Raw genomic sequence first — 16,126 nt, 5'->3', positions numbered from 1 at the left:
CTTTTTCGCCCTGCGGACAACATAAAAGGACAAGACCTGTTAGTATCTACTGCTGACAGGTCTTGTTCTTTTTAAACAGACCGGTACGGTTTTTGCGTATTTTTATACCAACAATCTTTTTATTATGGCCAAAGCAAAAACGAAAACAAAAGTAAAATCCCGCGTCCCTGCAGGTTACGACCTGTCAAAGATCGATACCCGGGCGCCTAAAGAACTCGACAAAGACGAGATTAAAAAGAAAACCCTGGCTATCGTACAGGAATTGGATGAACTGCAGAACCTGTTGTATGCAGAAAGCAAACATTCGATCCTGGTGGTGATACAAGGCATGGATGCTGCCGGCAAGGACGGCCTGATCCGCGATGTATTCGGACAGATGAACCCGCAGGGCGTTAAGGTGAGTTCGTTTAAAGTGCCTACTGCCGAAGAAACGGCACACGATTTCCTCTGGCGTATACACAAACAGGCCCCGGAAAAAGGCATCATCCAGGTGTTTAACCGCTCGCATTACGAAGACATACTGGTAACCCGTGTACACGGCACCTGCGACGACCATACGGCTCTGGAACGAATGAAAGCGATAGAAGACTTCGAACAGTTGCTGAGCCGTCACAACCATACGCAGATCCTGAAGCTGTACCTGCACATCTCGCACAAGGAGCAACAACAGCGCCTGCAGGAGCGTATTCATATTCCCCGTAAAATGTGGAAGTATAACGAAAGCGACTTCAAGGAGTCGGAGCGCTGGGATGATTACCGTAAATATTATGAAGAAGCCTTTGAAGGCTGTAGCAGTATACCCTGGCACATCATCCCTTCCGATCAGAACTGGTACAAATCCTACCAGGTGGCCACCCTGCTGCGCGACACCTTAAAAGGGTTGAAAATGAACTACCCGGGGTTGAAGAAGTAATTTTGAGTTTTGAATTTTGAGATGTTAGATGTGAGATATTAGATATTAGAGGGAGACTATTGTCATCCTGAGCGCAGCGAAGAATCTTAATAGAGGGCGAATGAGTAGCAATAAGCCCTTACCTTACCGAGGGAGTTATTGTCATCCTGAGCGCAGCGAAGAATCTTAATAGAGGGCGAATGAGTAGCAATAAGCCCTTACCTTACCGAGGGAGTTATTGTCATCCTGAGCGCAGCGAAGAATCTTAATAGAGGGCGAATGAGTAGCAATAAGCCCTTACCTTACCGAGGGAGTTATTGTCATCCTGAGCGCAGCGAAGGATCTTACCAGAGGGCGAATGAGCAGCATAAGCCCTTGCCTTACGGAAGGAGTCCATTGTCATCCTGAGCGCAGCGAAGGATCTTAATGGAGGGCGTATAAGCGGCAAAAAGCCCTTACCTTACGGAGGGAGTCATTGTCATCCTGAGCGCAGCGAAGGATCTTAATAGAGGGCGTATAAGTGCAAAAGACTCGGCATAACATCTCATATCTAACATCTCCTATCTAACATCCTGATACTAAATTTGCTTCCCCTTCCACTTGCCGGACAGGAGGTAAGTGCCGGAAGTCAGCAGCAGGCAGGTCCAGTAGACAAATTCGGAGGCCCAGGCCATATACAACGGCGCCCGCATACGTTCTACCACGATGGTAATATATACCACGTACATACAAACGCAGAACACTTCGATAGAGAGGTTGATCAGCGTATTGCCCGTACCGACCACAGCGTTAAAACAGATCGTGGCCAGCGACATAACCAGGGAAGAAAGCGCCAGTACCCGAAGGCTGGACATCCCCATATCGATCACCGAAGCGTCATTGCTATAAGTGCTCAGGAAGGCATGAGGGAAGATCATCAGGAAGATGGAGATCAGGAAGGCATAACCAAAGCTCAGCACCAGTATTTTGCGTACCAGCAGTTTTACATGCCCGGCCTTACCCTGCCCGATCACATTGCTGACCATCGTGTTACAGGTAGAAGCGAGCGCCCAGGTGCCGATGCTGACGATACCCAGTACGCTACGCAGGATATGCGATACTGCCAGTTCGGTAACCCCGAGATGCTCTACATAAAAGTAAAAAATCTGCCAGCCGCCGATGCTGAAAATATACTGCACAATAAGCGGTGCGGCCACCTTCAGCGTCTGTTTGGAAATGTTGATATCGAAATGCAGGTAACGGAATACAGGATATTGCTCATACAGCCGCTTGGCGAAAAACAGGCCGTACATCACAAGAAAATACATGATCTCGGCCACGATCGACGCTATGGCAGCACCTTTAAGACCCATATTGGGAAAGCCCCATTTACCAAAAATAAGACAGTAGTCCAGCCCGATATTGACCAGGTTGGCCATTAATGCGCCATAGATCAGCAGGCGCGAGCGATTGGTAGCAATGTAAAAGGCGTTGACCAATTGGGTCAGCATCAGGAATGGCAGGCCCCAGATACGCAAATACAGGAAATCGATAGTGCCGTAAAACACGGCATCGTCGCGTAGGCTGTACCCGAACAGGTAAGGCACCATCCAGAAAGAAAACATCATGAGACCAAGCGAGCAAAAAGCCGCCAGGAATGCGCCATTGGTCAATGTGCGGGCAAGCCCCTCGTTGTCGCCCTCGCCGGCACGCCGCGAAAGCTGTACCATGATCCCGTTGCTGAGGCCGAAACCGATAAAAGTGAGCAACAGGTAAAAAATACTACACAACCCGTTAATCACCAAAGGCATCTGCCCGAGCCGGCCCAGGAATACGGCATTGGCCATAAAGCTGACCTGCGGGATAAGCAGCGACATCGATATGGGCAAGGCAAGCTTCAGGATCTGGCGGTTGGAGACAGAAAATTGCATTGGACGGTTAATGGTATTTATTAGCGCCGACAAAAATATTCTATTAATTTTGCGCTGTATCACTTTGGGGCATAAATATTTTATACAAGAGAGGCACTAACCGAAAACGATAACATGAAACAGGAATTTCTGCAACCGGTCTGGAATTACAACACACATACGGATCCGCTTACCAATATCCACACTTTACACCTCGTACTCTGGGATAAGGGATTATGTATTGCCGGTTACGATATAGCTTGCACGCCGCTTTCGGTCAAAGTATTTTCGTTTGCCAAAGCCTGGGATACCGACCAGGTCGAAGCGATCTTTGTTAATGAGCCGCTGGTGGCCGGTCCGCAGCCGGTAACCCATATCTGGATCGCCGACGAACGAAACTTCCTCGTACCGGAGGCCCTGTTCAGCACCGAAACCGCAGCCCTGTGGATGCAGCAATTTCATTTTGTAGAGAGTTCGGAGTCGGTTTTGTACAGCACCGTGGCTGCGCCATTGCCGGCCCGCGTGGCCTTCCCGGTCAGCAATAAACTCGGGGCCATGTTCAATAAATATTTCCAGGAAGCAGCCCTGAATGCGGTTACAGGTCCTGCCCTGCAGGCTCCTGCCCCCAACGGGCAGTCCTACCACGCCGACATCATTTGCCTGGCGGGTACCATGATCCTGAGCATGTACCATAAGGGTACACTGATCAATCACCAGGTTTGCACCTTCGATTCGGTAGAAGATATCGTGTGTAAAATAGGCGGGGCCACGGCTGGCGCGGTTCCCAAGGCCGAAGATGTTGCCGTGCACCTGTCGGGTTATGCACCCGCGATCAGCGCAATAGGCAGCGAGCTGCAGGCTTATTTTCCCCATGCCCATATTCCCGGCGCTGATGCCGATGCTTCTTTTCTCTTTTTAAACAGGTTATTATCATGCGTATCATAGGCGGAACCCATGGCGGCAGGAGAATCAATCCGCCGGGTCAGATGCCGCATACCCGGCCCACTACAGACATTGCCAAGGAAGGTTTGTTCAATATACTGCAAAACTCGATCGATTTCGAAGGCATTAAATCGCTGGATATTTTCGGCGGTACCGGCAGCATCAGCTACGAGCTGGCCTCGCGGGGCGCTACCGATCTTACCATTATTGAAAGGGATAAAAATATGGCTGCGTTTATCCGTAAAACGGCAGCAGAATTCGGTTTCAGCCAGATCAAATTATTGCAGGTCGAGGTATTCAAATTCCTGAAACAATGTAGCGACCGCTACGATTTTATATTCGCCGGCCCGCCTTATGCCCTGGTTGAGATCGATATGATACCGGACATCATTTTCGAACGCGACCTGCTGGAACAGGACGGCCTGTTTATCCTGGAACATACGCCCCGTAACAATTATGAAGACCATGCCCGCTTCCTCCGTGTAAAAAATTATGGCACGACGCTGTTTTCTTTCTTTGGTTACGAGGAGGAGGAAGAGGGAGCTTAGATGTTAGGTTTTAGATATTAGATGTTAGATGTCATCCTGAGCACAGCGAAGGAGCTCATTTTCTAGTATCAGGTATCAAGTAGCAAGTATCAAGAGGACGATTGTCATCCTGAGCGCAGCGAAGGAGCTCACCGGTTAGCCGGCTTTACCAGCGTGAAAGCATCAAGCACCAGGAGGACCGCTGTCATCCTGAGCGCAGCGAAGGATCTCAGCAGTTAGCCGGCTTTACCAGCGTGTAAAGGATCAAGTACCAAGAGGACGATTGTCATCCTGAGCGCAGCGAAGGAGCTCATTTTCTAGTATCAGGTATCAAGTAGCAAGTATCAAGAGGACGATTGTCATCCTGAGCGCAGCGAAGGAGCTCATTTTCTAGTATCAGGTATCAAGTAGCAAGTATCAAGAGGACGATTGTCATCCTGAGCGCAGCGAAGGAGCTCATTTTCTAGTATCAGGTATCAAGTAGCAAGTATCAAGAGGACGATTGTCATCCTGAGCGCAGCGAAGGATCTCAGCAGTTAGCTGGCCGTATTAACGTGTCACGCATCAAGCACCAGGAGGACCGTTGTCATCCTGAGCGCAGCGAAGGATCTCATCGATTAGCTGGCTTTACTAAAGGGCAACTACTCCATAAGTAAATCGCCGCCATCCCCTTCATCGAGCAGGTTCAGGTTAACGGAATCGGCGCCGGCAATGCCTTCTACCGAACCACGGATATGGGCCGCATTAAGCAGTACTTTTTCCAGTTGTTTTTCGCGGGCTTTCCACAAGCGCTCCATAGCGTCGCGCTCCTTCTGGATACTCAGCTTCATACTCATAAACCCTTCCCGTATCGCTTTCCATTGCTCGCCAAACTCATGTCCCGTCAGGTAATCGTACAACATGACCATCTTATCCCCTTTGTTCTCCCCGCTTATCCGTACGTCGGCCACCTTAAGCAACCCGTTGCGCAGCAGCAAGGCCACACTTCTTACTTCGGCAAACGAACAGATGTATACCCCGTCTTTCTCCCCGAAGCGGTCCATATCTTTCGGGAAAGCCTGGGTTACGATCACGGCAATGTCGGCGCCCAGTTGGCGCATATCGGCTTTCAGTTTTTCGATCCAGTCATTGGCAAAATCCTTGGTCCTTTTACTTTCGTAAATGATCTTACCCGCTTCTGCCCCATAACGGTTACGTACCGTCTGGATACAGTCTGCGCCTCTTACACCCTTACCCACTTCGCTCACCAGGTCGAAAGGGAAAGTAGCCTGCAACATCTCTTCCAGCAATAACTCCTGTACCTCGCCCTGCATCTGCATACTGCCCTGCTCTGCCTTGCGTTTCATTTCGTCCACCAGCTTTTTCTGGTCTTCGATCTGTTTTTCCAGCTCTTTGGTACGCAGCTGAAACTCCTGTTCCTTTACCTGCATGCGGTCGGCCTGTTCGCGCGCTGCCTGTTCCTTCAGCTTTTCCCGTTCCGTCATCAGCTGGCGTTGCAGGGTCAGTTCCATTTCGGCCTCTTTTTCCTTCAGCGCTTTTTCCATCTGCAGGAAGGCGATTTCCTTTTTGCGGGCCTCTTTCAGTTTTTCTTCGTTATCGGCGGCATTTTGATGCAAAACCTGCATCTGGTGCTCGAAGTCGGCGGTAAGTTTTTTGCGCATAGCGGCTTCCACCTGCTCGTTCTGCTGGCGCAGGGCGGCTTCCATCTGCTCCCGCAACTGGGTTTCCTGTTGCTGCATCTGCCGCCTGAACTGTTCGTCTTTCTGCGACAGCTCTTCTTCCTTCACTTTTTTATAATCGAGCATTTGCTTACGCAGCGCCTGCTTTTCCCGTTCGATATTTTCCTTCAACTCATCGTTTAATGCATCTTCCAGGGGGAAATCCGAACTACAGTTCGGGCATTTTATCATAGTAGCCATATTGCTAAAAAGATTTGAAATTCAATTACAACCACACCCCGTTTACCAGGCCGCACACCACATTGCCGGCACAAATTTACGGGAAACCAGTCGGGATCGGCCGGGTGTATAAAATGGGTATCGGCCTTGCCGCAAAACCACCACCGTAAGCCGCACTAAATTAAAAGGGGAATGCTTACCTTGCAAACATTTAAAAATCAGCAACCTGAAAATCATGCAGCGCACCTGTTTATTTCCCGGCTCTTTCGACCCTGTTACCAAAGGTCATATCGATATCATACAACGCTCCGTGGCCCTTTTCGACAAACTGGTGATCGGCGTGGGCATCAATTCCAACAAGCAACCCATGTTCTCGGCCGAACAGAGAGTAGGCTGGATCCGCGAGGTATTTGCCGGCGACTCCCGCATCGAGGTGGTATCCTACGAGGGGCTTACCGTCGACTTTTGCAGGAAGATCGGCGCCCAGTTCATTTTACGGGGCGTAAGATACGTGAGCGATTTTGAGTATGAAAAAGCGATCGCAGATATGAACCGCATGCTGGAAAGCAGTGTAGAAACCATTTTCCTGCCCTGCACCCCCGAGTATTCGACGATATCTTCTACCCTGGTGCGTGATGTGATCCGCAATGGCGGCAATGTAGACCTGTTTATCCCTAAAGAGGTAAAATGGTAAATCAGTAATACCGGCCCCTTACCAGCGTTTGCCCGAGGCGCGCAGCACCTCTTTGATCGCTTCGTAGGACTGGTGCATGTATAAGCCGATTTTTTTCTCGGCTACCCAGCGGGCTTCGAGTATGTTCTCCTCTTTTTGCGGATGCAGCTCGAAGTTCTTTTTTGATTTCATATTGTACCAGTGGGTGGTCTTGAGCAGCTCCACACCACCCTGGGCATATACGTGGAAGGTCTCGCAGATCTTGTCTACGATCTTCAGTTCCGGCAAACCGGTTTCTTCAATAATTTCACGTACGGCGCAGTCCTCGATACTTTCGCCCTCATCCCGTTTGCCCTTGGGCAGGTCCCATTTACCCCGCCGGTAGATCATCAGTACGCCGCCATCGGGGTTAACCACTACACCGCCCGCCGCTTCGATAGGCTCGTACGCTTTATGCAACTCTTCCAGCAGGGCCTCTACCGATATATCTTCGATAATGGCGCCCAGGCTCCGCATCTGTCCCAGGTGCTGCTGCGCCTGGCGGAAATGCCGGCTGAAAGCGCCGGTAAGCAACAGGTAACCGGAAGCAATCGGGTGTTCGGTTATATATTTGTCGGCTGCATTGGTGAGGATTAAAAGCTTGTTGTTGATATAAATTTTACGGACGAAGATCATGTAGCAGATGTATTTACGGGTATACTGTCTGTTCGTATACCCTTCTTGCGAAGGTAGGCAATGAAGCACGAAAAAAAATAATAATAATTCCCCTATTGCCGATAAAGCTGTAAGTTTGCCCCTTAATGAGTACAGCATCCATTTTCGCAGAAAAACTGCTTCAGATCAAAGCACTAAAGGTAAATATTGAGGAACCCTATACCTGGGCTTCCGGCTGGAAATCGCCCGTGTATTGCGATAACCGTAAAATCCTTTCCTTCCCGCATGTCAGGGACTATGTAAAAAGTGAACTGGCCAACACCATCCTGGAAGCCTTTCCCGATGCCGAATCGCTGGCTGGCGTAGCTACTGCCGGTATCCCGCATGGTGCACTGGCTGCCGACCTGCTGCGTCTTCCATTTATTTATGTAAGAAGCAAACCCAAAGGACATGGCCTCACCAACCAGATCGAAGGCGTGCTGACACCCGGGCAGAAGGTAGTCGTGATCGAAGATCTCGTGTCTACCGGAATGAGCAGTCTCGAAGCGGTACAGGCCTTACGCGATGCCGGCGCCGATGTGATCGGTATGTGCGCGCTCTTTACCTATGGATTCCCGCAGGCCGAAGAAGCCTTTGAAAAAGCCAATGTAAAACTGATCACCTTAAGTAATTATACCGCCCTTATGGAAGTGGCGACCAGCCTCAGCCTGGTAAAAGCCGAAGACAGCGAAAAGCTGCAGGAATGGCGCCTCTCGCCCGCTACCTGGGGAAAATAAATACCGACTTGTACGTAATATCAATAAAGCCCCGGCCGCATACCGCAGCCGGGGCTTGTTATTATTAGTTCACCGATCCACTCCCATCCGCAGGGCGCGCAGCCTCCTGCTACCGCCCATAAAAACAAAGAGGATACAGTGTCAGCACTGTATCCTCTTCTTTTAGCTTCGTTGTGAACCCTGAAATTATGCTTCAGTTTCAGGAGCTTGTTCAGCAGGAGTTTCTTCGTTGTTTTCAGGAGTTGCTTCGGCAGCAGCAGCAGCAGCTTCTGCAGCTTTAACAGCTTGTTTTTCTTCAACGCGACGTACAGATTCCTGGGAAACACTGTGACGTTTGTCCTGTTTGTGCTTGCGGTGAGTTTCTTCACGTTTAGCAACCAGTTGCTCGTGCTCAGCATTCCATTTTTCGAATTTCTCGTTGGCTGCAGCCTCGTCAAACAGGCCTAAAGATACACCACGCATCAGGTGCTTCATGTACAGTACGCCTTTGAAAGAAAGGATACGACGCACCGTATTGGTAGGCTGAGCGCCTTTCTGTAACCAGTCAAGCGCACGCTCGTTGTTAATACGGATTGTTGCAGGAACGGTCAGTGGGTTGTAAGTACCCAGCTTCTCGATAAATTTACCATCACGGGGTGATGTGCTGTTTGCAGCTACGATGAAATAGAACGGGCGCTTCTTAGACCCGTGGCGTTGCATTCTGATTTTAACCGCCATAGAAATGGAAATTGTTTAGGGTAAATAAATAAAATTCGGACGGCGAAGGTAGCACTTTTTTTCGAAACTAAACCCGGTTGATTTTAAAATAATTTATAAATCCGGATGATATTTCCCAGGCTCCGATTCGCCTGCTTTTTATAAAATAAGGTTATCGATCAGCCGTATATCGCCTATAAAAGCGGCAATCAGCGCTACTACCGGCCTGTTCGCGTCATACTCCTCCAGCAGTTCGAGCGTATCTGCATCGGCCAGCTGGATATAATCGGGGCGAAAGCCTTTTTTCTCTAATATTTCCCGGCATTCTTTCTGTACAATGGCAAAAGGCTGCAGGTTTTTCTTTACCTGTATCGATACCAGGCATTGGTACAGCAGGCCGGCCAGGGCGCGTTGCGGCTCGGTAAGCCTGCGGTTGCGCGAGCTCATGGCCAGGCCGTCGGCCTCGCGCGAGGTAGGTACAATATGGAGCGTTACGGGCAGTTGCTTCAGTTCGATAAGGCGTTTGAGCACCATGCATTGCTGGTAATCTTTTTGCCCGAGGTAAAGGCGGTCCGGCGCGGTAAGCAGCAACAGGCGTTCTACGACCTGCGCTACGCCCTGGAAATGCCCCGGGCGGAATGCCCCTTCCAGCACAGTTTCCACGTACCCCAGGTCATAGGGCTCCTTCAGTTGCTGTCCGTCGGGATATACTTCATCTACTTCGGGCAGGAATAAGGCATCGCAGCCGGCTTCGATCAGCAAAGCAATATCGGCTTCGATCGTACGCGGGTACTTGGCCAGGTCCTGGGGATCGTTGAACTGGGTGGGATTAACAAAGATGCTACAGACGGCTATCCCGTTTTCTGTACGGGCCTGGCGGATCAGCGAAAGATGACCCTGGTGCAGGGCGCCCATAGTAGGTACGAATCCGCTGCTGTTACCGGCGGCCTTTTGCTCGTCCAGGTAGGCTTTCAGCGCTTCGCTTTTGTGAAAAATATACATGCAGGATTATTTAATAACCAGGTACAGCCTGCTTTTCCTCCCATAGATAAAGGAAGAGGCCTCATAATTTATAATATTTTCGTACCTTTGCCGCCAAACCTACGTGAAATTGATTATATTATTTACATTTTCGGTAAAGTTTTTTTGACGAAATGCAGATAAAATAGTCACCGGAACACGGAAATATTACCTAAATCGCTATGAAGGATAGGTCTTCCCGGTAAGGGAGTACGCATTTAGTAATATTCAAAATTCTTTTGGAAACAATCACATTTGTTCATGTCAATACAAAGCAAGAAGCGCATACTCATCGTTACCAACGAGTTATCACCCTATTTAGAACTTACGGATTTTGCAACTATTTTAAATAAGCTTTCGGTTAAAACATTTGACTCCGGTATGGAGATCAGGGTTATTATGCCGCGTTTCGGCATCATCAACGAGCGCCGGCACCGTTTGCACGAGGTAGTTCGTCTTTCAGGGATTAACGTGGTAGTAGATAAGGAGGACCATCCATTGCTGATCAAGGTCGCTTCTTTGCCCAACGCCCGTCTGCAGGTTTACTTTATGGATAATGAAGATTTCTTTAAACGTAAAGCCGTATTCCGCGACGAACACCAGCACTTCTTCGACGACAATCCCGAGCGTCTTATCTTTTTCTGTAAGAGCGCCCTGGAGATCGTTAAAAAATTCGGCTGGCCGCCCGATGTTATCCATTGCCATGGCTGGATGACCTCGCTGGTACCGTTATTCCTCAAGACAGCGTATAAAAAAGAACCCGTTTTTGTACATTCAAAAACCATTTTCACGGCACAGCGCCCCCAGTTTGAAGAATCGCTGGGAGAAGGCTTTGTTAAAATGGTAATGAACAGTGCCGCCATCAAGGACAAAGAACTGGAGCCCTACAATAAAAGCGATAACGAGGCGTTAATTTACGGAGCCTGTAAATATGCCGATGTTATCGTGCACGGAGAGCCCGGCCTGGAAGATACCTCCCTGTCCGAATTTAAATCGGGCCGGCATAAAAAAGTGGTATCCTACAGCGACGAATGGATGGAAAATATCGATCCGCTTTTTGAACTTTACCAAAGCCTAACACAGGAATAGCACCAGATTAATCACATTTGCAAAAAATAGAAGATTGAAAACCACATTTAATAGTAGTTTAAAAGCCTTTACGCTATGCGCAGGCTTTTTTTCGTTGGTTGCCTGTAGGGAAAAAAGCGTGACCAAGCCCGGCCGTCTTATTCCTGATATCGATAATATACACACCTTTGGCCTGAACGAGTCTTTCTTCACGCCGAACCTGGCCGTAACGCAATACGATTCCCTGATCACGAACGACTCTACCTACTTCTATGCCGGCATCGGCAAAATTTCGGACGACCCGTTTTTCGGCAGTTCGGAGTCGGGCCTGTTTGTACAGTTCATACCTTCCATTTCTTTTACCCAGTTCCCTACCGATGTCGTGGTTGACTCGGCAAGCATTTGCCTGCCTTACGTATCGAATGTGTATGGCGATACCAGCCGTACAGCGTCCAATGTCATCAACCTGAGTGTATACCGTGTTACCGACGACAATTTTAAAAGAGGAACCGGTCTGCCTTATTATGCCTTTACCGATTTTACCCATAATACGACACCGATCGGCGGCGGGTCTTTCGACTACAAAAGCACGTTCGATACCATCCGCACGCCTATCGATACCATTGCCGGGCAAATGCGGATCCCGTTAAACCAATCGTTCATCAATGAGCTGGTAACGGCCGATACCAGCAAGTATTCCAGTACCGCGGCCTTCCTTTCGTTTGTAAAAGGTTTTTATATCGCGCCTACTCCGGGCTCCTCCCCGCTGCAACGCAGGGTTTCCTACGTTTCGCTGAACGGCAATACGACGAATACTACGGCAAGGATCGATTTCTATGTCCATAACACGACAACAGGCAGTCCCCGGAAAATCACCTTCCCGTTCAATTACACCAATTGCGCCTTTTCCAACCGCATCGTACGGAACCGCCTCAGTACGACTTCGGACAAATATGTAGGCAGTACCAATGCTACGACCAGGGATTCTATAATCATCCAGGGCTACCCCGGCTTCTATTCCGAGATCACGATCAAGAATATCGACCAGATACCACCATCGGTTATCAACAAGGCCGAGTTAATACTTACCTGTATGCCACTCGGACTGGACAACTATTACACCGGTCCTACACAGCTTGTGCCCATGGGCGTTAACCCCGATGGTACCCGCTATACCCTGGCCGACCTGCTGACCAATGCCGGCAGTCCTTCGGCCAACGGTTATACCTTTGTAGACGGTAAGCCGCGCGATGTAACTATTAACGGTACAAAATATACCCAGTACTCCATTAATTTCCCAAGGGAACTGCAACTGGCGCTCAATGCTGGAAAAAAAGAATTAAAATTGCGTATCAGTTCGTCTACCGCCACGATCGGAGCCTACAGGATGGTTGCCGGCGGGCTTAACGGCGCTGCTGATACAAAACTCCGTCTGGACGTCATTTACACCAAAACAAATTAAACCTCGAACAATATGTGTGGCATAGTTGCTTACATAGGTAAAAAAGAAGCCTACCCTATCCTCGTTAAAGGACTCCAAAGACTGGAATACAGGGGTTACGACAGCGCAGGCGTTGTTATGTTGAACCAGGGCGACCTGAACCTGTACAAGAAAGCGGGTAAAGTAGCCGACCTGAAACACTTTGCAGGCGACCAGGATATTGCCGGTACCATCGGTATCGGGCATACCCGCTGGGCTACCCATGGTGTGCCCAACGATGTTAACGCGCACCCCCACCTTTCGCACTCCGGCCGGCTCGCGTTAATCCACAACGGCATTATCGAAAACTATGCTACGATCAAAGAACAGCTGAAAAAACGCGGGTTCGAGTTCAAGTCCGATACCGATACCGAAGTATTGGTCAACCTGATCGAAGAGGTACAACAGAAGGAAAACCTTTCGCTTGAAGATGCCGTACGTATCGCCCTCAACGAAGTTGTAGGCGCTTATGCCATCGTTGTGATCGACCGTACAGATGAGAACGTACTCGTTGCCGCCCGTAAAGGCAGCCCGCTGGTAGTAGGCGTAGGCAAAGACGAATACTTCGTAGCCTCCGATGCATCGCCGATTATCGAATACACCAAAAATGTAGTTTACCTCGACGACCAGGAGTATGCTGTAATTCCCCGCAACGGGAGAATGCAGGTAAAGACCCTGGGTAATGTAGAGAAAACACCGTTTATAGAAGAACTGGAAATGGACCTCGAAGCCATCGAAAAAGGCGGGTTCGAACATTTCATGCTGAAAGAAATTTACGAACAGCCCAAAGTAATCGCTGATGCGGTACGGGGCAGGATGAGCGCCTCCGAAGGCTGGATCAAGCTGGGCGGAGTAAGCGAATACATCAACCGTATTAACCAGGCCAAACGTTTTATCATTACGGCCTGCGGTACCTCGTACCATGCCGGTTTGCTGGGCGAATACCTGATCGAAGAACTGGCCCGTGTACCGGTAGAAGTAGAGTATGCTTCCGAATTCCGTTACCGTAACCCCATCATTACCGAAAATGATGTGGTACTGGCCATTTCCCAATCCGGCGAAACTGCCGATACCCTCGCAGCCATCGAAATTGCCAAAGAACGCCAGGCCCTGATCTATGGTATCTGTAACGTAATCGGCTCTTCGATCCCGAGGGCAACACACGCAGGCTCCTACACCCACGCGGGTCCGGAGATCGGTGTAGCCTCCACCAAAGCTTTTTCTACCCAGGTCGTGATCCTGACGCTGATGGCGCTGCAAATTGCCCAGCATAAAGGCTCCATATCCACATCTTACCTGCGCCAGGTACTGTACGAACTGCAGAACATCCCGGAAAAGATCAAGCTGACCCTGAAGCTGGATGCCCAGATCCAGGAAATCGCTTCACGCTTTAAGGATGCCACCAACTTCCTTTACCTGGGTCGCGGTGTCAACTTCCCTGTAGCTATGGAAGGCGCCCTGAAACTGAAGGAGATCTCTTATATCCATGCCGAAGGTTATCCTGCTGCCGAAATGAAACACGGCCCTATCGCCCTGATCGACGAGCAGATGCCGGTAGTGGTGCTGGCGACCAACGAAAGCGCTCACGATAAGATCGTATCCAATATACAGGAAGTAAAAGCCCGTAAAGGCAAGGTGATCGCCGTGGTGAACGAAGGCGATGTAGAGATCAAAGCCCTGGCCGATTATACCATCGAGATCCCGGCTACGGAAGAGATCCTGAGCCCGCTGCTGACGGTAGTGCCGCTGCAGTTGCTGTCTTACCATATCGCCCTGATGCGTGGTACCAATGTAGACCAGCCGCGTAACCTGGCTAAATCAGTAACAGTAGAATAACAATACTTTATACGTATAATTAAAATTTAAGATTGGAGGTCATACGACTTCCAATCTTAAATTTAAAAATATTTTTATCAATTTCCGGTAATTGGATGAAATTTTGATTACCTTTGCACTCCCAAATTAAATAACATGCCAAAAGTAAAAACACACTCAAGGGCTAAAAAAACATTTAAAGTTACCGGTACAGGTAAGATTTCCCGTCGTAAGGCGTTCAGGAAACACCTTCTGACTAAAAAGTCTGCAAGCCGCAGGCGTAGTCTGGATGGTTCTGTATTTGTACATAGTGCCAACCTGCCTTTGGTTAAGAGAATGTTGAACATGAGATAAGCCGCTGCTTACTCTATTTAAGAATCAGTAAATTTTAAAAACAAATAAATTATGCCACGTTCAGTAAACGCTGTAGCATCGCGTGCAAGGAGGAAAAGAATACTTAAGCAAGCGAAAGGCTTTTATGGCAAACGCAAAAACGTCTATACGGTAGCCAAAAACGTATTAGAAAAAGGCCTTGGTTACAAATATGTAGGTCGTAAATTAAAGAAACGCGAATACCGCACCCTGTGGATCGCCCGTATTAACGCAGCAGTTCGTGAGGAAGGCCTGAGCTATTCCGTGTTCATGAATAAACTGTCGGTAAAAGGTATCGACCTGAACCGTAAAGTATTGGCTGACCTGGCGCTGAATGAGCCGGAAAGTTTCAAAAAATTAGTAGCTGAGGTAAAATAATTTTTTTACGTAAAGCCTTTACCCACATATTAAAATTATAAAAAAATGGAAGCTATTGCCTTTGTACACGAGCAATTGAATACCAAAAAAGAAATTCCTGCCTTCAAAGCCGGTGATAATATTACTGTTAACTACAAGATCATCGAAGGTGCCAAAGAGCGTATCCAGTCGTTCAAAGGCGACGTGATCAAACGTCAGGGCCAGGGTGCTACACAAACGTTCACAGTGCGCAAGATCTCTGACGGTGTTGGCGTTGAGCGTCTGTTCCCTTTATTCTCCCCGAACATCGATTCCATCGTGGTGAATAAAAAAGGCCGCGTTCGTCGTGCTAAACTTTACTACCAGCGCGAACGCTTCGGTAAATCTGCCCGTATTAAAGAGAAAAAACAAGCTACTAAATAAGCTTCGTTATTTCGAAATAAATTTGATTGACCCTGCAGTACCTGTACTGCAGGGTTTTCTCGTTACCTGCCCTACCCTGATCCCGCTGATCACCACCCGGCCCCGCAAGCACCAGGCATCGTGCACCGCCAACGCCTGTCTCAGATCGACCAGCATAGTGGTGCTATTTACAGGCCTTACTGCAGCTGAAATACGCTGCACACCTGCAGACACCTACAGCCCCTCCCATACAACCCTAAAGACAACATATAATCACAATTGGTAGTATCCGTAGACGCAAGCTCCTGCCAATTACCCTGCCTTATTCCTCCCCTATTCGTAGCGTCTCGCTACGAATAAAACGGGGCACTACCGCGAGCCCTCAAACAGGTCGGCCGACTTTCGTCGCGATAGTTACTGTAAGGGACATCGCTGTTTTTGCCAGCCTGCCGCAGGGTCCCTTTGCAGGAGACCCTGCGGCGACATCTAAAAAAAGGTAAGGAAGCATATTGGGCCAGACAAAGCGATCCGGTTAACCTGTTCCTATTTATTTTTTCGCAGCGCCGCGGCCCTTTAGATAAAAAAGAGATAAATAAAAGAAGTAGGAACTTTGAAAAGGAAACGGGGTGAACTTGGCTGCGGCACAGATATCAAGGTCTACGCGG

16 protein-coding genes are annotated in these 16,126 nt (G+C 49.0%); 11 read left to right on the top strand and 5 right to left on the bottom strand.

From position 1 onward, the window contains the following. Positions 1–124: 124 nt before the first annotated feature. Positions 125–913, top strand: coding sequence for a PPK2 family polyphosphate kinase (locus B0I18_RS12210; protein ID WP_106523003.1), 789 nt, complete (start codon positions 125–127; stop codon positions 911–913). 557 nt (positions 914–1,470) lie between these two features. Here the strand turns inward: B0I18_RS12210 and B0I18_RS12205 are convergent. Beyond that, the gene (locus B0I18_RS12205; RefSeq protein ID WP_106523002.1) at positions 1,471–2,802 is read right to left on the bottom strand and encodes an MATE family efflux transporter; all 1,332 of its coding nucleotides are present in this window, start codon (positions 2,800–2,802) and stop codon (positions 1,471–1,473) included. Between the two features lie 114 nt (positions 2,803–2,916). On the opposite strand from B0I18_RS12205, the gene B0I18_RS12200 reads away from it, so the two are divergent. Together B0I18_RS12200 and B0I18_RS12195 are read left to right on the top strand one after the other, a co-directional pair. Next, positions 2,917–3,726 (top strand): DUF3822 family protein, encoded by an 810-nt coding sequence (locus B0I18_RS12200; protein WP_106523001.1) that lies wholly within the window; start codon positions 2,917–2,919, stop codon positions 3,724–3,726. After that, positions 3,714–4,271 (top strand): RsmD family RNA methyltransferase, encoded by a 558-nt coding sequence (locus B0I18_RS12195; RefSeq protein ID WP_106523000.1) that lies wholly within the window; start codon positions 3,714–3,716, stop codon positions 4,269–4,271. Before B0I18_RS12200 ends, B0I18_RS12195 begins: the two co-directional genes overlap by 13 nt. A gap of 620 nt (positions 4,272–4,891) precedes the next feature. Here B0I18_RS12195 and B0I18_RS12190 read toward each other — a convergent pair. Next, entirely contained in the window at positions 4,892–6,169 is a 1,278-nt protein-coding gene (locus tag B0I18_RS12190) for a DUF2130 domain-containing protein (RefSeq protein WP_106522999.1), read from the bottom strand. 214 nt (positions 6,170–6,383) lie between these two features. Between B0I18_RS12190 and coaD the strand changes: the two genes are divergently transcribed. After that, complete coding sequence (coaD, locus tag B0I18_RS12185; RefSeq protein ID WP_106522998.1) at positions 6,384–6,842, top strand: pantetheine-phosphate adenylyltransferase; 459 nt, start codon at positions 6,384–6,386, stop codon at positions 6,840–6,842. A gap of 18 nt (positions 6,843–6,860) precedes the next feature. Here the strand turns inward: coaD and B0I18_RS12180 are convergent, their stop codons facing one another. Next, positions 6,861–7,496: an NUDIX hydrolase gene (locus tag B0I18_RS12180; protein ID WP_181358443.1), complete on the bottom strand. Its 636-nt coding sequence runs from the start codon at positions 7,494–7,496 to the stop codon at positions 6,861–6,863. 125 nt (positions 7,497–7,621) lie between these two features. On the opposite strand from B0I18_RS12180, the gene pyrE reads away from it, so the two are divergent. Next, the gene (pyrE, locus tag B0I18_RS12175) at positions 7,622–8,251 is read left to right on the top strand and encodes an orotate phosphoribosyltransferase (RefSeq protein ID WP_106522996.1); all 630 of its coding nucleotides are present in this window, start codon (positions 7,622–7,624) and stop codon (positions 8,249–8,251) included. A gap of 186 nt (positions 8,252–8,437) precedes the next feature. Here the strand turns inward: pyrE and rpsP are convergent, their stop codons facing one another. Both rpsP and panC read right to left on the bottom strand, forming a co-directional pair. Further along, positions 8,438–8,968 (bottom strand): 30S ribosomal protein S16, encoded by a 531-nt coding sequence (rpsP, locus tag B0I18_RS25420; protein WP_106522995.1) that lies wholly within the window; start codon positions 8,966–8,968, stop codon positions 8,438–8,440. A 138-nt stretch (positions 8,969–9,106) separates the two neighbouring features. Beyond that, entirely contained in the window at positions 9,107–9,949 is an 843-nt protein-coding gene (panC, locus tag B0I18_RS12165; protein WP_106522994.1) for a pantoate--beta-alanine ligase, read from the bottom strand. 279 nt (positions 9,950–10,228) lie between these two features. Here panC and B0I18_RS12160 point away from each other — a divergent pair, with 279 nt between their 5' ends. From B0I18_RS12160 to rplS, 6 genes are all read left to right on the top strand, one after another. Continuing rightward, positions 10,229–11,056 carry a glycogen/starch synthase gene (locus B0I18_RS12160; RefSeq protein WP_245882090.1) on the top strand — a complete coding sequence of 276 codons (828 nt, stop codon included), beginning with the start codon at positions 10,229–10,231 and terminating at the stop codon, positions 11,054–11,056. Positions 11,057–11,174: 118 nt separating this feature from the next. Continuing rightward, entirely contained in the window at positions 11,175–12,497 is a 1,323-nt protein-coding gene (locus B0I18_RS12155) for a DUF4270 family protein (protein ID WP_181358442.1), read from the top strand. Positions 12,498–12,509: 12 nt separating this feature from the next. Beyond that, positions 12,510–14,351, top strand: coding sequence for a glutamine--fructose-6-phosphate transaminase (isomerizing) (gene glmS / locus B0I18_RS12150; RefSeq protein ID WP_106522992.1), 1,842 nt, complete (start codon positions 12,510–12,512; stop codon positions 14,349–14,351). Positions 14,352–14,486: 135 nt separating this feature from the next. Next, entirely contained in the window at positions 14,487–14,684 is a 198-nt protein-coding gene (gene rpmI, locus B0I18_RS12145; RefSeq protein ID WP_106522991.1) for a 50S ribosomal protein L35, read from the top strand. A gap of 51 nt (positions 14,685–14,735) precedes the next feature. Further along, positions 14,736–15,080 carry a 50S ribosomal protein L20 gene (gene rplT / locus B0I18_RS12140; RefSeq protein ID WP_106522990.1) on the top strand — a complete coding sequence of 115 codons (345 nt, stop codon included), beginning with the start codon at positions 14,736–14,738 and terminating at the stop codon, positions 15,078–15,080. A 45-nt stretch (positions 15,081–15,125) separates the two neighbouring features. Continuing rightward, complete coding sequence (rplS, locus tag B0I18_RS12135; protein WP_106522989.1) at positions 15,126–15,482, top strand: 50S ribosomal protein L19; 357 nt, start codon at positions 15,126–15,128, stop codon at positions 15,480–15,482. Positions 15,483–16,126: the final 644 nt, after the last annotated feature.

This window comes from Taibaiella chishuiensis, assembly GCF_003014535.1.
GTDB classification, from domain to species: Bacteria; Bacteroidota; Bacteroidia; order Chitinophagales; family Chitinophagaceae; genus Taibaiella; species Taibaiella chishuiensis.
The sequence above is the reverse complement of the archived record's forward strand: the minus strand, read 5'-3'. Positions and strand labels throughout refer to the sequence as shown.

Coding starts and splice junctions, on each gene's coding strand:
- rplS (WP_106522989.1), top strand. CDS start 15,126: ATGGAAGCTATTGCCTTTGTACACGAGCAATTGAATACCAAAAAAGAA.
- B0I18_RS12190 (WP_106522999.1), bottom strand. CDS start 6,169: ATGGCTACTATGATAAAATGCCCGAACTGTAGTTCGGATTTCCCCCTG.
- B0I18_RS12200 (WP_106523001.1), top strand. CDS start 2,917: ATGAAACAGGAATTTCTGCAACCGGTCTGGAATTACAACACACATACG.
- B0I18_RS12210 (WP_106523003.1), top strand. CDS start 125: ATGGCCAAAGCAAAAACGAAAACAAAAGTAAAATCCCGCGTCCCTGCA.
- glmS (WP_106522992.1), top strand. CDS start 12,510: ATGTGTGGCATAGTTGCTTACATAGGTAAAAAAGAAGCCTACCCTATC.
- pyrE (WP_106522996.1), top strand. CDS start 7,622: ATGAGTACAGCATCCATTTTCGCAGAAAAACTGCTTCAGATCAAAGCA.
- panC (WP_106522994.1), bottom strand. CDS start 9,949: ATGTATATTTTTCACAAAAGCGAAGCGCTGAAAGCCTACCTGGACGAG.
- B0I18_RS12160 (WP_245882090.1), top strand. CDS start 10,229: ATGTCAATACAAAGCAAGAAGCGCATACTCATCGTTACCAACGAGTTA.
- rpsP (WP_106522995.1), bottom strand. CDS start 8,968: ATGGCGGTTAAAATCAGAATGCAACGCCACGGGTCTAAGAAGCGCCCG.
- B0I18_RS12205 (WP_106523002.1), bottom strand. CDS start 2,802: ATGCAATTTTCTGTCTCCAACCGCCAGATCCTGAAGCTTGCCTTGCCC.
- B0I18_RS12195 (WP_106523000.1), top strand. CDS start 3,714: ATGCGTATCATAGGCGGAACCCATGGCGGCAGGAGAATCAATCCGCCG.
- B0I18_RS12180 (WP_181358443.1), bottom strand. CDS start 7,496: ATGATCTTCGTCCGTAAAATTTATATCAACAACAAGCTTTTAATCCTC.
- rpmI (WP_106522991.1), top strand. CDS start 14,487: ATGCCAAAAGTAAAAACACACTCAAGGGCTAAAAAAACATTTAAAGTT.
- rplT (WP_106522990.1), top strand. CDS start 14,736: ATGCCACGTTCAGTAAACGCTGTAGCATCGCGTGCAAGGAGGAAAAGA.
- coaD (WP_106522998.1), top strand. CDS start 6,384: ATGCAGCGCACCTGTTTATTTCCCGGCTCTTTCGACCCTGTTACCAAA.